The following is a 16,384-nucleotide window of genomic DNA, read 5'->3' on the forward strand; positions in this document are numbered from 1 at the left end:
AGCGCGGACAGGCGTTTTTTTGTGCCGTACAAAAGAAGTGCGCACAGCCGGTAAACCCGGGTAAACCGGATTAGCCCGCGGAATCCGTTACTTGTTCATAACCTGCAAAATTTCATACAGGAGAAAGAGCAGGGCAATGACGTACAGGGTCGCGGAAACCTGGCGGCCTTTACCGGCCGCAAGCTTCACGACCGGGTAAGCGATAAAGCCAAACGCGATTCCGTCGACGATGCTGTAAGTCAGCGGGATCAGCGCGATCACGAGAAAAGCGGGAAACGCTTCGCTGAAATCCTCGAAAGGGATCGCTTTAATGCTGCCGAGCATAAGCGAGCCGAGGATAATCAGCACGGGCGCGATCGCGCTGTCCGGAATGGCCTGAAGCAGCGGCACCGCAAAGTAGGAGCCGAGAAACAGCACGCCGGTGAACACGGCGGTCAGACCCGTGCGTCCGCCGGAAGCGATGCCGGCCGAGCCTTCGACCGCGGATACGGCCGGACTCGAGCCGAGCAGTCCGGCGGCCGCGTTCGACACCGCCGCGGCCTGAAACGCGCGGCGGTAGGTATCCGGGCGCCCGAAGCTGGCCGTCTGGCTGTGGATCAGGCCCAGATTCTCGAAGACGATGACCATCGCCATCGAGAAGGCCGCGATCCAGAACGGAAGCGACCATAGGCCCCCGAATGAAAGCGCGCCGAAGACGGCGGCGGCATCGCGAAGCCCGAACCCGGGGCCCTCCGCAGCCGGGTTGACCAGGCCGAGCAGCCAGGCGACGGCGGTTCCGAACACGATGGCGATGAGGAAGCTGCCGTTCACCCCGCGGACGTAAAGCACGGCCATGAGGGCGAGCGTCAGCAGGGTGACGACCGCTTCGGGACTGCCGAGATCTCCCAGCGCGATAAACGTCGAGGCGCTCGGCACGACGATCCCGCTTTTTTGCAGGCCGATAAACGTCAGGAACAGCCCGATCCCGACCCCGATGGCTTCTTTCAGCGTATGCGGGACCGATTGCGAGATCCGCCCGGCCAGCCCCGTGAAGGCGACCAGGCAGAAGAGAAGCCCCGAGACGAAGACGGCCGCAAGCGCTTCCTGCCACGACAGTCCCATCGTATGCACGACGGTGTACGTGAACAGGGCGTTGATTCCCATGCCCGGCACGATAACGAGCGGCGTGTTGCTCCACCAGCCGATCAGCCAGCAGCCGACGAATGAAGTGGCGATGGTGGCGATCATCCCCGCCTGAACGGGAATTCCGGCATCCGCGAGAATCGCGGAATTGACAATAATAATATAGACGCTGGTCACGAATGATACCAATCCGGCCATGAGCTCGCGGCGCACGGTCGTTCCGTGGGTTTTGAGCCCGAAACGGCGATCGAGAAAACGTACCAACATTCATCCTTCTTTCTGAAGTATCCCTCGGCCCACCCTCGAAACGCCGGGTATGTAAATCCGTATCCGTTTCGCTTGAATCATTATAACCAGAAACACCCAAGGAAGCTACCGTTATTGTGTTAGTATGGCAGCTTTCTCCCCAAAGTATCGCAGGGCGGACAAGCTCCCTTATGGCGGCCGAACTCCATCACAGCCTCATCGGGATCGTCCTTAACCGGGAAACTGTGTAAGACGATGACAAAAAGCCCCGTCGCAGCCCCGGATCAAATTTCCGTTTCCGTGCCGGCCGAGAAGTAATGACGGATGTAGTCCCGGAATTTTTGCGCGGCTTTGGACAAATAGCGCTTCTCGTGCCAGGCCAGCTGGTAAGAGCTTAAACAGACGGGGTCCGTAATCGGAATCCGCACCATCAGCGCCGTCGGCGGCTCTTCGCTGCGGTTGCAGGCGCCTACGAAGGCGACGCCAAGTCCTGCGTGGACGAGCGCCGCTTTGGCCGACGGTTCGTTGACTTCGCATGCGAAATCGGGCGTCATGCCCGCCTGCCGGAACAGCGCGTCGTCCCTTTTACGGAAGACGTGCTCTTTTTTGTACCCGATAAAAGGCTCCCCGGCCGCTTCGCTCAATGCGATGCCCGTACGGTCCGCCAACCGGTGCCCGGGCGGTACGGCCAGAAAAATTTCCTCGCTGAGGACCGGCTCCTCGACGATACCGGGCCGGCCGACCGGATAAGCGGTGAAGCAGAAATCCGCTTCCCCGCTTTCAAGCATCCCGGCCAACTCCTCCGTCGGTGCCTGCGTGAGACGGAGCCGGACATGAGGATACAGCGCGAGGAATTCGCCCAAAGGGCCTGACAGCCGGTTAAGGATCGGCGAAGCGACGGAGATGCTTCCCTGCTCCATACCGGCCAGATCCGTGACTTCTTTACGGCCTTCTTCCAGCGCGGTGAGGGCGATCTCCGTTTTTTTCAGGAAGGCTCTCCCGAACGCGTTGAGGGTGATTTTCCGCCCTTGGCGGTCGAATAAAGGCACACCCAGATCGTCCTCGAGGCGGGCGATCGTTTTGCTCAGCGCGGGCTGGGCGATGTGAAGCTCTTCGGCGGCTTTGGTCATGTGCTCGAGCCTGGCGACTGTGCGGAAGTACTGGAGCTGCAAAATTTCCATACGCCCCTCCTCTTATATACTGGGTGGAATGAATGATATGCGGTAAGATGTATTTTTTATTAGGAGATCTCCATTATAAAATGCAGGTAAGGGAGCAGGCAACAACTGAGAAACTGAGCGCCGGGCGGCCTATAAGTGCAGTACGTGCAGCCGTAGAAAGAGGAGGAAACAAGGATGAAAGCAATGGGGTTTACCAAGTTCGGCCCTCCGGAGGTTCTGGAGCCGATGGAGATCGCAGCGCCGCAGGCAGGCGAAGGGGAAGTGAGAGTGCGGGTCAAGGCGGCGGGCGTCCAGCCGGTAGATTGTGCGATCCGTACGGGGTTCCGGCCCCAGGGCGTTCCCGTCGCTCTGCCTCACGTGACGGGCGGGGAATTCGCAGGCATCGTGGATCAGACGGGGAGCGGCGTTCCCGCGTTCGCGCCCGGGGACGAGGTGCTCGGCTTCCGCATGCAGTACGCGTATGCCGAATATGTCGTCGTCCCTCAGGATCAGCTCGTCCGGAAGCCGGACACGATGCCGTGGGACGCGGCGGGCGGCCTGTCGGGAGCGGGGCAGACGGCCCTCACGGCGCTTGAAGAGTTGGCCGTCGGACCGGGGGATACGCTGCTGATCAACGGGGCCGCAGGCGGAGTGGGGACCGTTGCGGTCCAGGCCGCCCGCGCGAAGGGAGCCGCCGTGATCGGAACGGCCAGCCCCGCCAACCACGACTATTTGCGCTCGATAGGGGCCATTCCGGTCACGTACGGACCGGGACTTGCCGAGCGAGTCCGGGCACTCGCGCCGGGCGGAGTGAACGCCGCTCTGGACGCGGGGGGAGCGGACGGGCTGCTTGCGGCGGTGGAACTCGTCCCCGACCGGAACCGGATCGCGACGACGGTCGCCTTCGAGCTTGCCGGCGAACTCGGCGTCCGCTGGATCCGCAGCAGACGGTCGGCGCAGCGGCTGGCCGAGCTGGTTGAGCTGTATACCCGGGGACAACTCCGGATTCACATCCGGAGAACGTTCCCTTTGAGCCAGGCCGCCGAAGCGCACAGGGAGATGGAGATCGGCCACGGCCGCGGTAAAATCGTGCTGAGGTTGGAAGACTGAAACCTCCCGGGAGGCAGAGAGAAAAACCTGTTGAAATAATCAACAGGCTTTTTCGACGCCGGGGACGATCTGACGAACCGGCGAAGGAGCTTTGCCCATGCGGGGTGCGGCTTCGAGAGGACGGATGCGCGGGGATTCACACTCCGCGCCGCGCCGTAAGGCGAACGGAGCGGCGGCATTTGACCGTGGTTGCTCTCGGCCGACGACCACGTCACGCAGCAAGCACCTCACGCCGAGAGCCCCGCGCGGTGCGGAAAAACCGCAGTTTGATCGACCGACTGCCGTCACAGGGCGAATCACAGCGCGCCGGGAACTGCGCGGTACAAAAAAACGACGGAGGTATTTCCTGAAGCGGCAGGTCTCAAATTTCTCCTTCGAGGCGCTCTTTCAACCGGAGAATCTGTCCCAGGTGATGCTCCATATGTTCTTCATAATCTTCAATGAGCCAGCGGAGAGTAACGGGCTCGTGCTCCCCGATTTTGCAGAGCAGATCTCCTTGTTCGGGGGTAACGGACGCGATAACCCGTGCAACCTGGCGGTTCAGGCTCCCCCACAAGACGATAATTTCCTTGGAAGGAGTATGGCGGTAATCCTGAACAGCTACCCATTCGTTTTGTTTGTAGGGCTGGAACACGGCCGGCTGCTCGGCATACCGGGTGACGATAAAACGCGGCAGATTGTTCAGAGCCGAGTCGCAAAGATGACCGAGAATTTCGTTAACGGACCATTTGTCCGCTCCGGGCCGCCTCGCGAGAAGCGTTTCATTTACCGGTTCCAAAAGGGACGCAATCTCATACGTCCTGTCGTGAATTCTTACGGCAATTTCTTTCATGGGAATACCTCCGTCGTTTGGACTGATTTCTTACTCCAGCATACAAGGAAAGATGAAATCGGGAAATTCGAAAGTTTTGATAGAATCAATCGTATATTTCGATCATTAACAATGCCGCTCTTATTTGAAAAAAAGCTCTATCCCGCACGGGGACAGAGCTTGACTCGGTTGAGCCGTAAAATCCGGTTCAGTTCATATTGATCCAGACGCTTTTGACTTCACAGTAATTGTTCAGCGCATAAGACCCCATCTCGCGTCCGATGCCGGACTGCTTGTAGCCGCCGAACGGAGAAGCCGCGTCGAACACGTTGTAGCAGTTGACCCAGACGGTGCCCGCTCGGAGCTTGCCCGCTATGTAGTGGGCATTTTTGACGTTTTCCGTCCACAGCCCGGCGGCCAGTCCGTAATCCGTATCGTTGGCGCGGGCGATCACATCGTCCAGATCCTCGAAAGGCAGGGCCGTGACGACGGGCCCGAATATTTCTTCTTTGGCGATAGTCATGCTGTCCTGAACGCCGGCAAAAACCGTCGGCGCCACGAAGTAGCCTTCCTCGAACGGATTCGTCCCTCCCGTCAGCAGCTCGGCGCCTTCCTCCAGGCCGCGCTCGATATAGCCGAGCACCCGATTCTGCTGCTCCTCGGACACAAGCGGCCCGATCTGGGTGTCGGGGCTGAGGCCCGCGCCCTGCTTGAGCTTGCGGGAATACAGCACCAGGTCGGCGACGACGTTGTCGAACATCTTCTTCTGGATGAACAGGCGGGAGCCCGCGCAGCAGACCTGCCCCTGGTTGAACATAATCCCCGAAAGCGCCCCCGGAATGGCCCGGGACAAATCGGCGTCGGGGAGGATGATGTTCGGGGATTTCCCGCCCAGCTCCAGCGTTACCCGCTTCAGACGGTCGGCGGCCTGGCGCATGATCGAGCGGCCGACTTCCGTGGAGCCGGTGAAGGCGATCTTGTCGACCTGCGGGTGGTTGACGAGCGCCTGGCCCGCCGTTTCGCCGTAGCCCGGCACGATGTTGACCACGCCCGGCGGGAAGCCCGCTTCCTGGATCAGCCCGGCGAGATAGAGGGCCGAGAGCGGCGTCTGCTCGGCCGGCTTGAGCACGACGGTGCAGCCGGAAGCCAGCGCGGCGCCGAGCTTCCACATCGCCATGAGCAGGGGGAAGTTCCACGGGATAATCTGCCCGACCACTCCGACCGGCTCATGCCGCGTGTAGTTGAAGTACCCGCCGCTGACGGGGATCGTCTGGCCGACGATTTTCGTGGACCAGCCGGCGAAGTAGCGGAGATGCTCGACGGCCAGCGGCAGATCGGCGGCGCGCGTCTCCGCGATGGGCTTGCCGTTGTCGAGCGTTTCGAGCTGGGCGAGCTCCTCCAGGTTGTCTTCGACGAGATCGGCCAGCCGGTAAATAAGCCGGCTCCGTTCCGCGGCGCTTAACCCGGGCCAGGGGCCTTCGTCGAAAGCGCGTCTGGCGGCTTTAACGGCCAGGTCGATATCTTCTTCGGTCGCTTCGCTCACGACCGCCAAAATATCGCCCGTTGCCGGGTTCGGGGTCGTGAAGGTGCTCCCGTAAACGGAATCGACGAATTCTCCGTCGATGAAAAGCCGCTTCGTTCCGTTCAGGAACCGCTGAATTTTGGGTCGGACTGTCAGGGTCAGTTCGTTCATTTCACACTGCCTCCTTAGGAAAGGTATCATGCTCGGCTCAGCTCGCATAGCTTGTCATCCGTGATATTGTATCTATATCAAACTAGCGCGGAAAATATGACAGAAGTCTTGCAAAGTTTCCGGGTCTATCCCGCCGAGCAGCGAACATGATAAAATAATGGAACCCAGGTCAGAAGGCAAGAGAAGGCAGCAAGCCTGACGGCGGGCGTACAAAAGATTTGCCGGGAAAGGGAGGTTGGGATCATGCTGCTCAGCCGGGATCAGAAAGAGCTTATTTTGGCGGTGTTGAAGAAGGAAAATAAACGGGTGCTTTCGGGCCATAAAGGGCCGCTGCTTAAAAAGACCATCGCCGATTTCGAACAGGCGCTCCGCAATGAAGCGATTAACGAAAAGCGTTAAGCGGGTGAAAATTTCCGAGTAGGGAAACAACAAAAAAGATCCCGGACGGGATCTTTTTCGCGGGGCCGTATGTAAGAGGCCGGCTCAACTATTCGTGATTGAGTTTTTAATAAAGAGACAAGGCAAGCGTATCGCTTTCGCGGCGGGAGTGCAGAATCGCTTCCGTTCCCTCGATTTCGATGGAGATAAGGTTCTCCAGACACGTCTTTACAGCGCGTTTTCCGTTGTTCCACTTCGCTTCCAGGGCAATTTTCAATAAGCTTAATGCTTTTTTGCTCGCTTCTGTATAAAAGACGGGTATTTTTTGATTGTTAAATACGATAATGGTTTTCATGTGATTTCTACCTCCTGTAAGATAGATCAATCTTTGAAAATAGTATAAATTACGAATATTAAAGGAAACTTAAAAAAACGATAGATTTTTCAATTTTTTTTTGGAAACGATCGACCTCCGCCACAGAATGTTTGAAATTTAAGGGGAAAAGCGTTTGTTTTCATAAATTTAAAGTCAAAAATTAGGAGTTTGCAGGTCAATCCGCAAAGATCCACTTACTACTAAACCGTTTTTCATAATATGAAACGAAATATGTTTCAGAAAAGTTTTGCTTAATGTTCAATTCCGTGGAGGTTTTAAAATGAGAACACCTATATTTTACGGTTCCGTCCATGTTTTTCTGTCCCGCAATGGGGAAACGCTTCTATTAAAGAGAAAAAATACGGGGTTCGCGGACGGGAAGTGGAGTGTCGTAGCCGGAAGAATCGACGGCGGAGAAGAAGTGAAAGCCGCCGCCGTACGGGAAGCGAAGGAAGAGGCGGGGATTGACATCCGGCCCGGGGATCTGGAAATCACCGGTATTATGCACCGCAAAAACACGAATTCGGAGTGGATCGACTTTTTCCTGAGAGCGCGCAGCTGGCAGGGCGAGATCGGCAACATGGAGCCCCATAAGTGCGAAGAGCTCCGCTGGTTCCCGGAAGACGCGCTTCCCGCCGAGATGGTGCCCTATGTGCGCGAGGCGCTTTTGAACCGGCAGGAGAGCCTCTGGTTCGAGAGCTTCGGCTGGGCGGGCGATCCTGTGCAGGTATAATTTAATGGGGGAGCTCACCAAGGGGATGCCGTTTGGTTCAGGGGAATTGTGGGGGCTTGATGTCATTTTGTGAATTTTTAAGCTGGAGCTGGATATACAAAAAAACAAGGCCGGAGGACCTATCCGACCTTGTTTTTTATTAAGAGGAAATTTCCATCTCCGACACAGCCGGAACGGCGGAAGAGCCGGAATTCCGGCGGCGCGTCAACAGATAGACGCCGTACACAAGCAGGAACAGCACCATCACTCCGGCGGCATAGCGGTACATCACCGCATAGCTGGTGCCGGAGGCGACGAGGCCGAGCAGCATGGAGCCGACAGCCACTCCGAAATCGATGGAGTTGTAGAACAGGCTGTTCGTCGTCCCGTGCTGCTCCGGCGGAGTTTCGCGGAGCATCCAGGCCTGGGTCGTCGGCTGAAGAGCACCGAAGCCGAGACCGTAGAGCAGGGCCGAGACGATCAGCACCGGCATCGTTGTCGCCACGGACAGAACGAGCAGGCTCGCGATCAGAATGAGGGCGCCTGGAATGAGAATCGCGGCGTGGCCCTTGCTGTCGAACAGGCGGCCGGAGATCGGGCGGACAACGAGAACGGTGATCGCGTTGAACAGGAAGAACAGCCCGATCTGTTCCAGATGCACTTCCTTGCCGTACAAGGCGATGAAGCTGAGCAGGCCGCCGTACGTCACCGACAGCAGCGCGTTGAGCAGGGCCGGCAGCAGCAGCTTCTTATTGAAGCCGCTGCGCTTCGCGGCTCCGCCGGAGGAGCCTGCCTCCTGACCGCTTGCCGCTTTACCGGCTGGCGAAACCGCCGCTGCCGCCGGCTGAGGCGGAATGCTCCGCGATCCGAGCAGCAGAGGCACGATCAGGGCGGCCGCCGCCGTGCCCATGGCGGTCAGCGGGCCGAAGCCGTAGCTGCCGATCATCGCGAGGCCGATGGTCGGCCCGACGGACATCGCCAGGCTGCTCGACAGCCCGAAGTACCCGACCCCTTCGCCGATTCTGCGGCGGGGGATGATCTGGGATACCAGCGTAGGCATGACCGTGCTGGCCATCCCGAAGCCGATGCCGAAGCAGACGCGCAGCGCCAGCAGCGCGCTCATGGAGCCGGCAAACGAATAAGCCGCCGTCGATACGGCGGCGAATGCCACACCGCAGAACAGCAGCGTGTTACGGTGTACACGGCGCATCAAGGCAGCCGTTACGAACCGGGTGATAATCGCCGAAATGGCGAAGAGACTGGTTAAGAGGCTCAATGTGAAATCGCCCGAATGAAACCGGTCCTTCGCGTAGGTGGGGAAGGGCGACAGCAGCATTTGCAGGCAGAGAAACAGAAGAAAATAGCAAAACGTAAGCATAATAAACGATTTCGTCCAGAGCGGTTCACTTTTCCCCGCATCCGGATGGTGAAGCAGTTCCAGCTGTTCTGGATGTTTAGACATGATGCAGACACTCCTATTCGCTTTCTGATGTCAAAGTAAGGTTGTCGATAATCCCGTGCAAAAAAGTAATGAGCTGGTCGTACTGCTCCTGAGACAAGCCCGCGGCGGCATCCCGGTTGGTCTGCTGCTCAATGGAAATCGTTTCCTCGATCAGGGAGCGGCCTTTGTCCGTTATATAAATATGAAAAGAACGCCGGTCGCCCTGCCCGACCTGCTTCCTTATAAATTGCTTCGCCTCCAGCGAATCCAAAATGCGTGTCGTCGTCGGCTTGTCTTTGCACGCCCTGGCGGCGATGTCCTTCTGGATGAGACCATCCTGCTCGTAGATCCGGTAGAGCACCGACCATTGTTCGGGCGTGATGTCGTACTCTTTCAGCCGCTGCGACAGGAAATTGGACATCTTCCGGTAAGCCACGCCCAGCAAAAAGCCCAAGGAATCGTTCAATCCGTTCTTGTATAAGATGGGTTCCGTTGTCATCTGATCCCTCCGCGCTAAAATGATTGTCTTAACAACTATATGTTAAACAACTATTGTTGTCAATGGAAAACAAGCCGCCTAAAGCCGACAAAAGCAGCCTAGTCTTGTTGCACCGTATCCGCCTTTGCTATAATCAGGAAAACATGCAGAGTTGAAAGGGAGAGTGCTTGGAAGTGACTGTTCTTTTAATGTTCGGTCTGGTTCTTGTCCTTATCCAAATTATCCTTGTTAGAAGGATTACGTTCCGTCCGATTCCGTGGTTTACCAGAATGGCCGCTTCGGCCAGACTGGAATCCCCCTACGCGTACGGAGGCTTTTTATTTATCGTGAACATGATTATTTTCCTTGTCATGACGGCGCTTGTAGTGCTCACCATCATGATGAATGTCGCGTTTTCCCTGTTTTTGTTTGCGGGCGCCGGCGTGTTTATCAGCTTTATGATCTGGATCCAGATGAGCATTTCGCGCGAGGGCACGAAGAAAGAGAAGAGGATCATCGGCGGGATCGGAAGCGCTTTTTACTGGGTGCTCACCGTCTATCTTCTCCTGCAAATCTTCCTGCTGCCGCCTTCCGCTCCGGAACAAGATCCTTTCATGCAGTTTGTCGGGCTCCTGATGGGCGTCGTTATTTCCCTGACTGCGGCCGTATCCTGCTGGGTAACCGTTTACTTGGCGAAAGGCAAACCGGTTAACCCCATCACCCGGTAAACGACGAGCCGCTATGACCCTAATCCCTTTACGAATAAGGCCAAACTACCAATCATAATCACAATGAACCTGCCAAACTAACGGAATCTGACCTACGAACGTGCCCAACAAAACCTACAAACGAACATGCACAACGGAACCTATGCAACACCTGGAACCTACAAAAATTTTCAACAGCCGTCTGCGAACATGCAGGCGGTTGTTTTTGGCTGCGGCCCTTGCCAGTCAATCGCCATGCAGCATCGGTATAAGGCCGAAGGAACCGGCAGTTCTCTATGGATTAGGCGCTTATGAGGGATTCACACGGGTTGAAGATGAAACGAGGCATCCGCATGCGTCTTCGATCGGCTTTGTCCCGGCTTTCGCTACGCCTTAGCTACACCTTCGTTACGCCTCAGCCAGATCTTCCACCTCTCTATACCGGGCGCAGCACCCAACGTCGTAGCGCCGCATGACGGTCCAACCGGAAATCTCCTATCGGCATACAAAAGTTGCCCGGGGGGAACTCTTTTTAAAAGAACTTCATGGCTTAACTACAAAGGAGAGACTTCCCGTGGAAAAGAAGGAGACGGCCGGAGAAGACGAAAAGAAGCTGAAATGGTGGCAGCTCTCCCTGCTGGGAGTGGCGTTTACGATCGGAACCGGCTATTTCCTCGGCTCCAGTCTGGCGATTACGATCGGCGGTCCCGCCGTGCTGATCTCGTTCGTGCTGGCCGCATTCGGAACCTATCTGGTATTCGACGTGCTGGCGAGAATGACCGCTGCGGACCCCGTCAAAGGCTCTTTCCGTTCTTACGCCAAAAAAGCTTACGGCCGCTGGGCCGGTTTCAGCAGCGGGTGGGTGTACTGGAGCTCGGAGCTGCTCATCATGGGAAGTCAGCTGACGGCTTTGTCCCTGTTTTCCCGTTTCTGGTTTCCGGCGGTTCCCATGTGGGGATTTGCGGCGGGATACGGCATGCTCGGGCTTGGGATTATTATGCTGGGCACAAAAGGATTCGAACGGATGGAAAATTTGTTTGCCGTGATAAAAATTTCCGCCATCGTGATGTTTCTCGTCATTGCGGCGCTGGCCCTGTTCGGCATTATTCGCGGAAGCCGGTCGCCGAGTTTTCCGGCAGAAGCTTCGACGCTGTTTCCCGCGGGGGCGACAGGCCTTTGGTCTTCGCTTATTTTCGCATTCTACGCATTTGGCGGCATCGAAATTATGGGGCTGATGGCCCTCAGGCTGCAGAAGCCGGAAGAAGCGCCGAAGGCGGGGAAAATCATGCTGCTGCTGCTCGCCGTCGTGTATGTCCTGTCGATCGGACTGGCGGTTACGCTTCTGCCCTGGAGCGTTTTCCATACGAAAGAAAGCCCGTTTGTGCTGGCGCTGAGCCATTACCGGCTGCCGTTTATTCCGCACGTTTTCAACGGGGTGCTTATTATTGCCGGTTTTTCCACGATGACGGCGTCGCTTTTCGCCGTGACCACCATGCTCGTAACGTTAGCGGAAGATAAGGATGCCCCCAAACTTTTCGCCCGCCGCTGGAAAAAAAATCTCCCGCTCCCGGCGCTCGGTCTAACGGCCTGCGGGATGGCGGCTTCGATCCTTCTGGCGCTGCTTATGCCCGAGGGCGTGTACGAACACATCACAACCGCCGCAGGACTGCTGCTCCTCTATAACTGGCTGTTTATTCTGATCACGGCGGGAAAACTGCTTCGTCTGAAGGCGCTGGGACAAGCGAAACGGATCACGGGCATCGCCCTTATTTTGCTTGCCGTCAGCGGGACGCTGGCGCACCACGGCAGCCGCCCGGGCTTTTATGTCAGTTTGGGTTTTATCGGCGTTATCGGATTGGTTACCTGGCTGAGGATCCGTCAGTGGAACAAAGCCGGGGACAATTCGGGGCGGCAGGAACAAGCGGATCCGGACGGCGAAGAGGAATGGGTGTTTACGCCCGCCCTTTCGATGCGTGAGAAGACGGATGTGTTTTTTCGAAAAAAGTCAAGATGAGAGAAAGAAAGCGGACAAACGAAACATTCTCAGCAGCCGATTTATAGTAAGAAGCTGGACAAGTGATGAGAGCGGAGATGATGAAATAAAAGTTTACAAAATATAATTTCATTGAAAAAATATTTCCATCCCTCTATAATGAAGCCAACTGGAACCCGTGCGCCGGTTCCACCTAGCTGTTCGGATGCACGGAGACGACACTTGGGAGGGGTAAACATGATACTCGGCATAAAGGAAGAGGAAGTAATCGCAATCGGGCTGATGTCCGGGACCTCGCTGGACGGGATCGATGCCGCGGTTGTGCGGATAAACGGAAGCGGGCTGGATACCCGGCTGGAGCTGCTGCATTTCCACAGCAGGCCCTACGACGACGCGCTGCGGGAAAAGCTGAAAGATCTTTGCTCCGTCGCCCGCTCGGACGTTGCGCTCGTCTGCGGAATGAACGTTTTCCTTGCCGAGCGGATGGCGGAAGCCGCGCTGGAGGCGGTGCGCGAAGCGGGCTTGACCATGGACCGCATCGGCTTCATCGCCTCTCACGGACAGACGGTCTGGCACATCCCCGAGGGTGATGCTGCCGATCCGTACCTCGTCCGCTCGACGCTCCAGCTCGGCGACCTGTCCGTCCTCGCCAAGCGGACGGGCGTCCCCGTCGTCGGCGACTTCCGTCCGGCCGACATGGCGGTCGGCGGACAGGGCGCGCCGCTGGTCCCTTATGGCGATCTCATCCTGTTCCGCCATGAAACGAAAGGCCGCCTGCTTCAGAATATAGGCGGCATCGGCAACTGCACGGTCCTGCCCCCTCAGGCGGGGCCGTCCGATGTGTTCGCTTTCGACACGGGGCCGGGCAACATGGTGATCGATCAGGTGGTCTATCAGCTGTCGGGCGGCCGGCATTCCTATGACGAAAGCGGCTCGTGGGCGGCGCAGGGACGTACGGATGAAGGGCTTGTCGCAGACGCCATGACGCATCCGTACTTCCGGGTGAAGCCGCCCAAATCAACCGGCCGCGAAGTGTTCGGCAAAGCGTACGCGGCCGATTTTATCGCGCGGGCGAAAGCCCTCGGACTGGCGGACGCGGACATCGTGGCGACGGCCACGGCGTTCACGGCCCGCACGATTGCCGAAGGCTGCCGGCGGTTCGTGTTTCCGCGCTGCCGCGTGGACGAGGTCATCGTTTCCGGCGGGGGCGCTCACAACCGGACGCTGCTGTCGATGCTCGCGGAGCTGCTGCCGGACCAGCATGTAACGACCTCGGGCGCGTTCGGTGTGCATGACGACGCCAAGGAAGCCGTCATTTTCGCGCTGCTCGGCAATGACTTCCTGCGCGGCATCCCCAACAATCTGCCCTCCGCAACGGGGGCGGCGCGTCCGACCGTGATGGGGAAGCTTGCGCTTCCGTAAAAATCCCGCTGTTTTTGCTTGGGCAAACCAGGCGGTTCACCCAAGCAGAGTTGTAAGAAAGCGAACCGGAGACGGTTGTTAGCCGTAGACGATTGTTAAAAAGGCTTCTTAAGACGGGTGGAGGCACAGCCGATTATGGCGGTGTCTCTTTGTGCTTGCCGCATGAGGACATCCTCATCCGCCAAGCAGATCATTCACCGTTTAGAGCGTATTCTATACTAAGTTGCTCCGGAGACCATGAACTCCCGCCAAACAGCGCAAAGAGACCGCCGGTTGGACGGTCTCTTTTTTGTGCTTTTAAAGTGGGGGGGGCCGGCTTCCGTGCTCACCGTTTTTCGATTTTGCTGTACATTTCCCCGCCCGTATCCTCTTTTTGGGCTGTTTCTTTGAGGAAAAGCGTACCCTGATGCCCAAAAACGATCTCCATTAAAAGGACGGCCGGCAGGACGAAAATCGCTTTAAGAAGCCAGACCAGAAATTTCATAAGCACACCTCTCCAGGGAATAATTTTCTTTTAACCCTTTACGAGGACATTGTGAGTTAGTTTCACACATGAAAAATGTCACGATTAATTTCGTTCTGTACCTCGTGCAACGAGGAGAAACCATCGCTCTTAACATGGTCTTTCATATGGCCCAAGAAGGACTTCTGAGAAGCGTTGTCCCGGCAGTTTCTCGCCTAGACTTGGACTGGCCTGGCTTTTTCTGCTTCAGCAGCTTTGGTAGGTAGGGTCGGTGTTGCTGATTTTGGGTCAGAAGGGTATGTGGCCAATTTCGGAGGGAAATGTAATCTTGAAATGAATCAGTTACCGGAACTTTATCTTCTTCCCTATGATAGGGGGATAAAGTTTTTTTCGCACAAAATGAACTTTTGCAACCTCTGGCATCTCTTATTTATGAAAAGGGGAGAGAACATGAAAGTAAGCCATCTTGTCAAACAAGCAAAAAAAGATAACAAAGAAGCTTTATTGCAACTAATCATGGCCGATCAGGACGCTTATTATCGTCTTGCCTATGCCTACATGGGAAACGAGCATGATGCGATGGATGCCATGGAAGACATGATTGTCACGCTGTACGAAAAGATTGATCAATTGCAAAAAGGCGAAGCATTCTACAGCTGGAGCAAAACCATTCTCGTCAATCGGTGCAAAACATTACTTCGTAAAAAGGGGCGATTTTCCCCGCTGGAAGACGAGCAAGAAGAAGCCCTTGCTGCATTCACTGACGATAATCCGTATCACCATACAGAGTCGGAACTGGATATGCATACGCTGCTATCCCATCTGAATGCCCCGCAGCGGGAAGCGATCGAACTTCGCTATGTTCATGATCTTCCGTATCAGACGATTGCGGACATGACCGGTGTGCCTCTAGGAACCGTCAAATCAAGAATCTCGCAAGGACTACACAAACTAAAAGCCATGATCGGAGGTAATCGTTATGAAAACGATCGAGGAGAAATTACAGGAGTATAAAAGGGTGCAGGCTCCGTCAGAACTTGAGGGAAGGCTTCGGGATGCACTTCAGCGTATTCCCGCGAAAAAAAGAAACATGAATAAAGCGGTGGCATGGGTTGCATCAGCTGTTGCAGCGCTCATTATGATGGTTGGTTTATATGAATATCCTGCCTTCGCTTATTACGGAAGTAAGCTGTTTAATGGAGCCAGTTTGAACTCTCTTAGTTTTTCTGAATTAACAGAGCAAGGATACGGGCAGCAGGTAAACAAAAGCACAACGTTTAAAGACGGCACGGTCTTTACCATTAATGGCGTTATCGCCGACGATAATGTATTTACCTTGTATTACACCATCGATCGACCTGCAGGAACCGAATATACCGACGAAGATTTCATCCGCTACCACTTCAGTAATTTGAAAGGGTTCTTGACTGATTCCAATTCGCGAGGAGGAGGCGGCAATCCTGGCAAAGACAAATCTCAGTTTGTCGGAGTACACCAGTTCGAGCCCGTTAGTCCATTCTCCAGAACATTAACCTTGACTTTCAATGAGCGGCTGGATAATGGGGAACGAGTATCCTATCCCATCTCCTTCGACTTTGATGCGAATAAAGCGATGAAGAGTATAATCAAAGAGGACCTTTCTGAAACCATTCCTGTTGATCAGGGGAAGATTCACTATGACTCCATTACAGCTTCGCCATCTTCAACCATCGTGAAAGGGCATTATGAATTAGAGGGATCCCCGAGATTTTCGGGCGAAACAAAGCTCTATGTGAATGGAACAGAAGTGAAAAGCTTAGGTATGAAGGCGACTAGTCCTGAATTTGAACTTAAATTCGATGTGCTTCCAACAGACAAGATTCAGTCCATTGAACTTGTGCTGGAAGATTTCACAGGAATACAGAAAATAGAAAAACCCATCTCCCTTGCCTCGCCATCAGATCATTCGATCAACGTAGGTCAAGAAAAGGTATGGATTCGAAGCGTGACAAAAACCGATACAGGCTATGATATCGTTATCGCCGGAAACGAATTTGTTTTCTTTGAAAAGGACAATATATCCATACAAGCTGGCGGCAGCGTTGTTCCCGTATCCGAGATTTCCTCCTCACGCCCTTGGGATCTGAAGAACGGTAACATTATGTGGGAGCAGACGTATTCTTTTAACACCACGGACAAACCGGAATTCCTGCTGCTGGACGAACTCCAATATATTAAAGCCTATAATAAGAAAATTTCGATTCCTGTAAATAACAAAAAATAAACCACTAGA

At 55.4% G+C, this 16,384-nt stretch carries 16 protein-coding genes; 8 read left to right on the forward strand and 8 right to left on the reverse strand.

What is annotated here, in order from left to right; all coding sequences use genetic code 11:
• Positions 1-87: 87 nt before the first annotated feature.
• Complete coding sequence (locus HMPREF1207_RS23175) at positions 88-1,386, reverse strand: NCS2 family permease (protein WP_009675613.1); 1,299 nt, start codon at positions 1,384-1,386, stop codon at positions 88-90.
• A 266-nt stretch (positions 1,387-1,652) separates the two neighbouring features.
• The gene (locus tag HMPREF1207_RS23180) at positions 1,653-2,549 is read right to left on the reverse strand and encodes a LysR family transcriptional regulator (RefSeq protein WP_009675628.1); all 897 of its coding nucleotides are present in this window, start codon (positions 2,547-2,549) and stop codon (positions 1,653-1,655) included.
• 174 nt (positions 2,550-2,723) lie between these two features.
• Here HMPREF1207_RS23180 and HMPREF1207_RS23185 point away from each other — a divergent pair, with 174 nt between their 5' ends.
• Positions 2,724-3,638 carry an NADP-dependent oxidoreductase gene (locus tag HMPREF1207_RS23185; RefSeq protein WP_009675473.1) on the forward strand — a complete coding sequence of 305 codons (915 nt, stop codon included), beginning with the start codon at positions 2,724-2,726 and terminating at the stop codon, positions 3,636-3,638.
• A gap of 361 nt (positions 3,639-3,999) precedes the next feature.
• On the opposite strand, the gene HMPREF1207_RS23190 is transcribed toward HMPREF1207_RS23185, so the two are convergent.
• Entirely contained in the window at positions 4,000-4,470 is a 471-nt protein-coding gene (locus HMPREF1207_RS23190; protein ID WP_009675567.1) for a DinB family protein, read from the reverse strand.
• Between the two features lie 187 nt (positions 4,471-4,657).
• Positions 4,658-6,142 carry an aldehyde dehydrogenase family protein gene (locus HMPREF1207_RS23195; RefSeq protein WP_009675474.1) on the reverse strand — a complete coding sequence of 495 codons (1,485 nt, stop codon included), beginning with the start codon at positions 6,140-6,142 and terminating at the stop codon, positions 4,658-4,660.
• A gap of 243 nt (positions 6,143-6,385) precedes the next feature.
• Here HMPREF1207_RS23195 and HMPREF1207_RS29970 point away from each other — a divergent pair, with 243 nt between their 5' ends.
• On the forward strand, positions 6,386-6,541 hold the full coding sequence (locus HMPREF1207_RS29970; protein ID WP_009675510.1) for a hypothetical protein: 156 nt from the start codon (positions 6,386-6,388) through the stop codon (positions 6,539-6,541).
• A gap of 106 nt (positions 6,542-6,647) precedes the next feature.
• On the opposite strand, the gene HMPREF1207_RS23200 is transcribed toward HMPREF1207_RS29970, so the two are convergent.
• A complete protein-coding gene (locus tag HMPREF1207_RS23200; RefSeq protein WP_009675610.1) occupies positions 6,648-6,875 on the reverse strand; it encodes a hypothetical protein in 228 nt (75 codons plus the stop codon).
• A gap of 301 nt (positions 6,876-7,176) precedes the next feature.
• On the opposite strand from HMPREF1207_RS23200, the gene HMPREF1207_RS23205 reads away from it, so the two are divergent.
• Positions 7,177-7,629 carry an NUDIX hydrolase gene (locus tag HMPREF1207_RS23205; protein WP_009675642.1) on the forward strand — a complete coding sequence of 151 codons (453 nt, stop codon included), beginning with the start codon at positions 7,177-7,179 and terminating at the stop codon, positions 7,627-7,629.
• A 139-nt stretch (positions 7,630-7,768) separates the two neighbouring features.
• Here HMPREF1207_RS23205 and HMPREF1207_RS23210 read toward each other — a convergent pair whose 3' ends face one another.
• Positions 7,769-9,070, reverse strand: a complete 1,302-nt coding sequence (locus HMPREF1207_RS23210) for an MFS transporter (RefSeq protein WP_009675470.1) — start codon at positions 9,068-9,070, stop codon at positions 7,769-7,771.
• 13 nt (positions 9,071-9,083) lie between these two features.
• On the reverse strand, positions 9,084-9,548 hold the full coding sequence (locus tag HMPREF1207_RS23215) for a MarR family winged helix-turn-helix transcriptional regulator (protein ID WP_009675591.1): 465 nt from the start codon (positions 9,546-9,548) through the stop codon (positions 9,084-9,086).
• Positions 9,549-9,721: 173 nt separating this feature from the next.
• Here HMPREF1207_RS23215 and HMPREF1207_RS23220 point away from each other — a divergent pair, with 173 nt between their 5' ends.
• The 3 genes from HMPREF1207_RS23220 (at position 9,722) to HMPREF1207_RS23230 (ending at position 13,649) form a co-directional block, all read left to right on the forward strand.
• Positions 9,722-10,255 (forward strand): hypothetical protein, encoded by a 534-nt coding sequence (locus HMPREF1207_RS23220; RefSeq protein WP_231392128.1) that lies wholly within the window; start codon positions 9,722-9,724, stop codon positions 10,253-10,255.
• 553 nt (positions 10,256-10,808) lie between these two features.
• A complete protein-coding gene (locus HMPREF1207_RS23225; protein WP_009675535.1) occupies positions 10,809-12,248 on the forward strand; it encodes an amino acid permease in 1,440 nt (479 codons plus the stop codon).
• A 216-nt stretch (positions 12,249-12,464) separates the two neighbouring features.
• Entirely contained in the window at positions 12,465-13,649 is a 1,185-nt protein-coding gene (locus HMPREF1207_RS23230; RefSeq protein ID WP_009675578.1) for an anhydro-N-acetylmuramic acid kinase, read from the forward strand.
• A gap of 325 nt (positions 13,650-13,974) precedes the next feature.
• Here HMPREF1207_RS23230 and HMPREF1207_RS29975 read toward each other — a convergent pair whose 3' ends face one another.
• The gene (locus HMPREF1207_RS29975; protein WP_009675544.1) at positions 13,975-14,133 is read right to left on the reverse strand and encodes a hypothetical protein; all 159 of its coding nucleotides are present in this window, start codon (positions 14,131-14,133) and stop codon (positions 13,975-13,977) included.
• Positions 14,134-14,562: 429 nt separating this feature from the next.
• Between HMPREF1207_RS29975 and HMPREF1207_RS23235 the strand changes: the two genes are divergently transcribed.
• A complete protein-coding gene (locus HMPREF1207_RS23235) occupies positions 14,563-15,126 on the forward strand; it encodes an RNA polymerase sigma factor (RefSeq protein ID WP_009675631.1) in 564 nt (187 codons plus the stop codon).
• On the forward strand, positions 15,092-16,375 hold the full coding sequence (locus HMPREF1207_RS23240) for a DUF4179 domain-containing protein (protein ID WP_016424012.1): 1,284 nt from the start codon (positions 15,092-15,094) through the stop codon (positions 16,373-16,375). The genes HMPREF1207_RS23235 and HMPREF1207_RS23240 overlap by 35 nt, the downstream gene beginning before the upstream one ends.
• The last annotated feature ends 9 nt before the right edge of the window (positions 16,376-16,384 follow it).

The sequence above is a fragment of the Paenibacillus sp. HGH0039 genome, assembly GCF_000411255.1.
Classification (GTDB): Bacteria; Bacillota; Bacilli; order Paenibacillales; family NBRC-103111; genus Paenibacillus_F.

Excerpts from the sequence above, each read along its gene's own strand:
- HMPREF1207_RS23180 (WP_009675628.1), bottom strand. The coding sequence starts at position 2,549 with ATGGAAATTTTGCAGCTCCAGTACTTCCGCACAGTCGCCAGGCTCGAG.
- HMPREF1207_RS23185 (WP_009675473.1), top strand. The coding sequence starts at position 2,724 with ATGAAAGCAATGGGGTTTACCAAGTTCGGCCCTCCGGAGGTTCTGGAG.
- HMPREF1207_RS23190 (WP_009675567.1), bottom strand. The coding sequence starts at position 4,470 with ATGAAAGAAATTGCCGTAAGAATTCACGACAGGACGTATGAGATTGCG.
- HMPREF1207_RS23195 (WP_009675474.1), bottom strand. The coding sequence starts at position 6,142 with ATGAACGAACTGACCCTGACAGTCCGACCCAAAATTCAGCGGTTCCTG.
- HMPREF1207_RS29970 (WP_009675510.1), top strand. The coding sequence starts at position 6,386 with ATGCTGCTCAGCCGGGATCAGAAAGAGCTTATTTTGGCGGTGTTGAAG.
- HMPREF1207_RS23200 (WP_009675610.1), bottom strand. The coding sequence starts at position 6,875 with ATGAAAACCATTATCGTATTTAACAATCAAAAAATACCCGTCTTTTAT.
- HMPREF1207_RS23205 (WP_009675642.1), top strand. The coding sequence starts at position 7,177 with ATGAGAACACCTATATTTTACGGTTCCGTCCATGTTTTTCTGTCCCGC.
- HMPREF1207_RS23210 (WP_009675470.1), bottom strand. The coding sequence starts at position 9,070 with ATGTCTAAACATCCAGAACAGCTGGAACTGCTTCACCATCCGGATGCG.
- HMPREF1207_RS23215 (WP_009675591.1), bottom strand. The coding sequence starts at position 9,548 with ATGACAACGGAACCCATCTTATACAAGAACGGATTGAACGATTCCTTG.
- HMPREF1207_RS23230 (WP_009675578.1), top strand. The coding sequence starts at position 12,465 with ATGATACTCGGCATAAAGGAAGAGGAAGTAATCGCAATCGGGCTGATG.
- HMPREF1207_RS29975 (WP_009675544.1), bottom strand. The coding sequence starts at position 14,133 with ATGAAATTTCTGGTCTGGCTTCTTAAAGCGATTTTCGTCCTGCCGGCC.
- HMPREF1207_RS23235 (WP_009675631.1), top strand. The coding sequence starts at position 14,563 with ATGAAAGTAAGCCATCTTGTCAAACAAGCAAAAAAAGATAACAAAGAA.
- HMPREF1207_RS23240 (WP_016424012.1), top strand. The coding sequence starts at position 15,092 with ATGAAAACGATCGAGGAGAAATTACAGGAGTATAAAAGGGTGCAGGCT.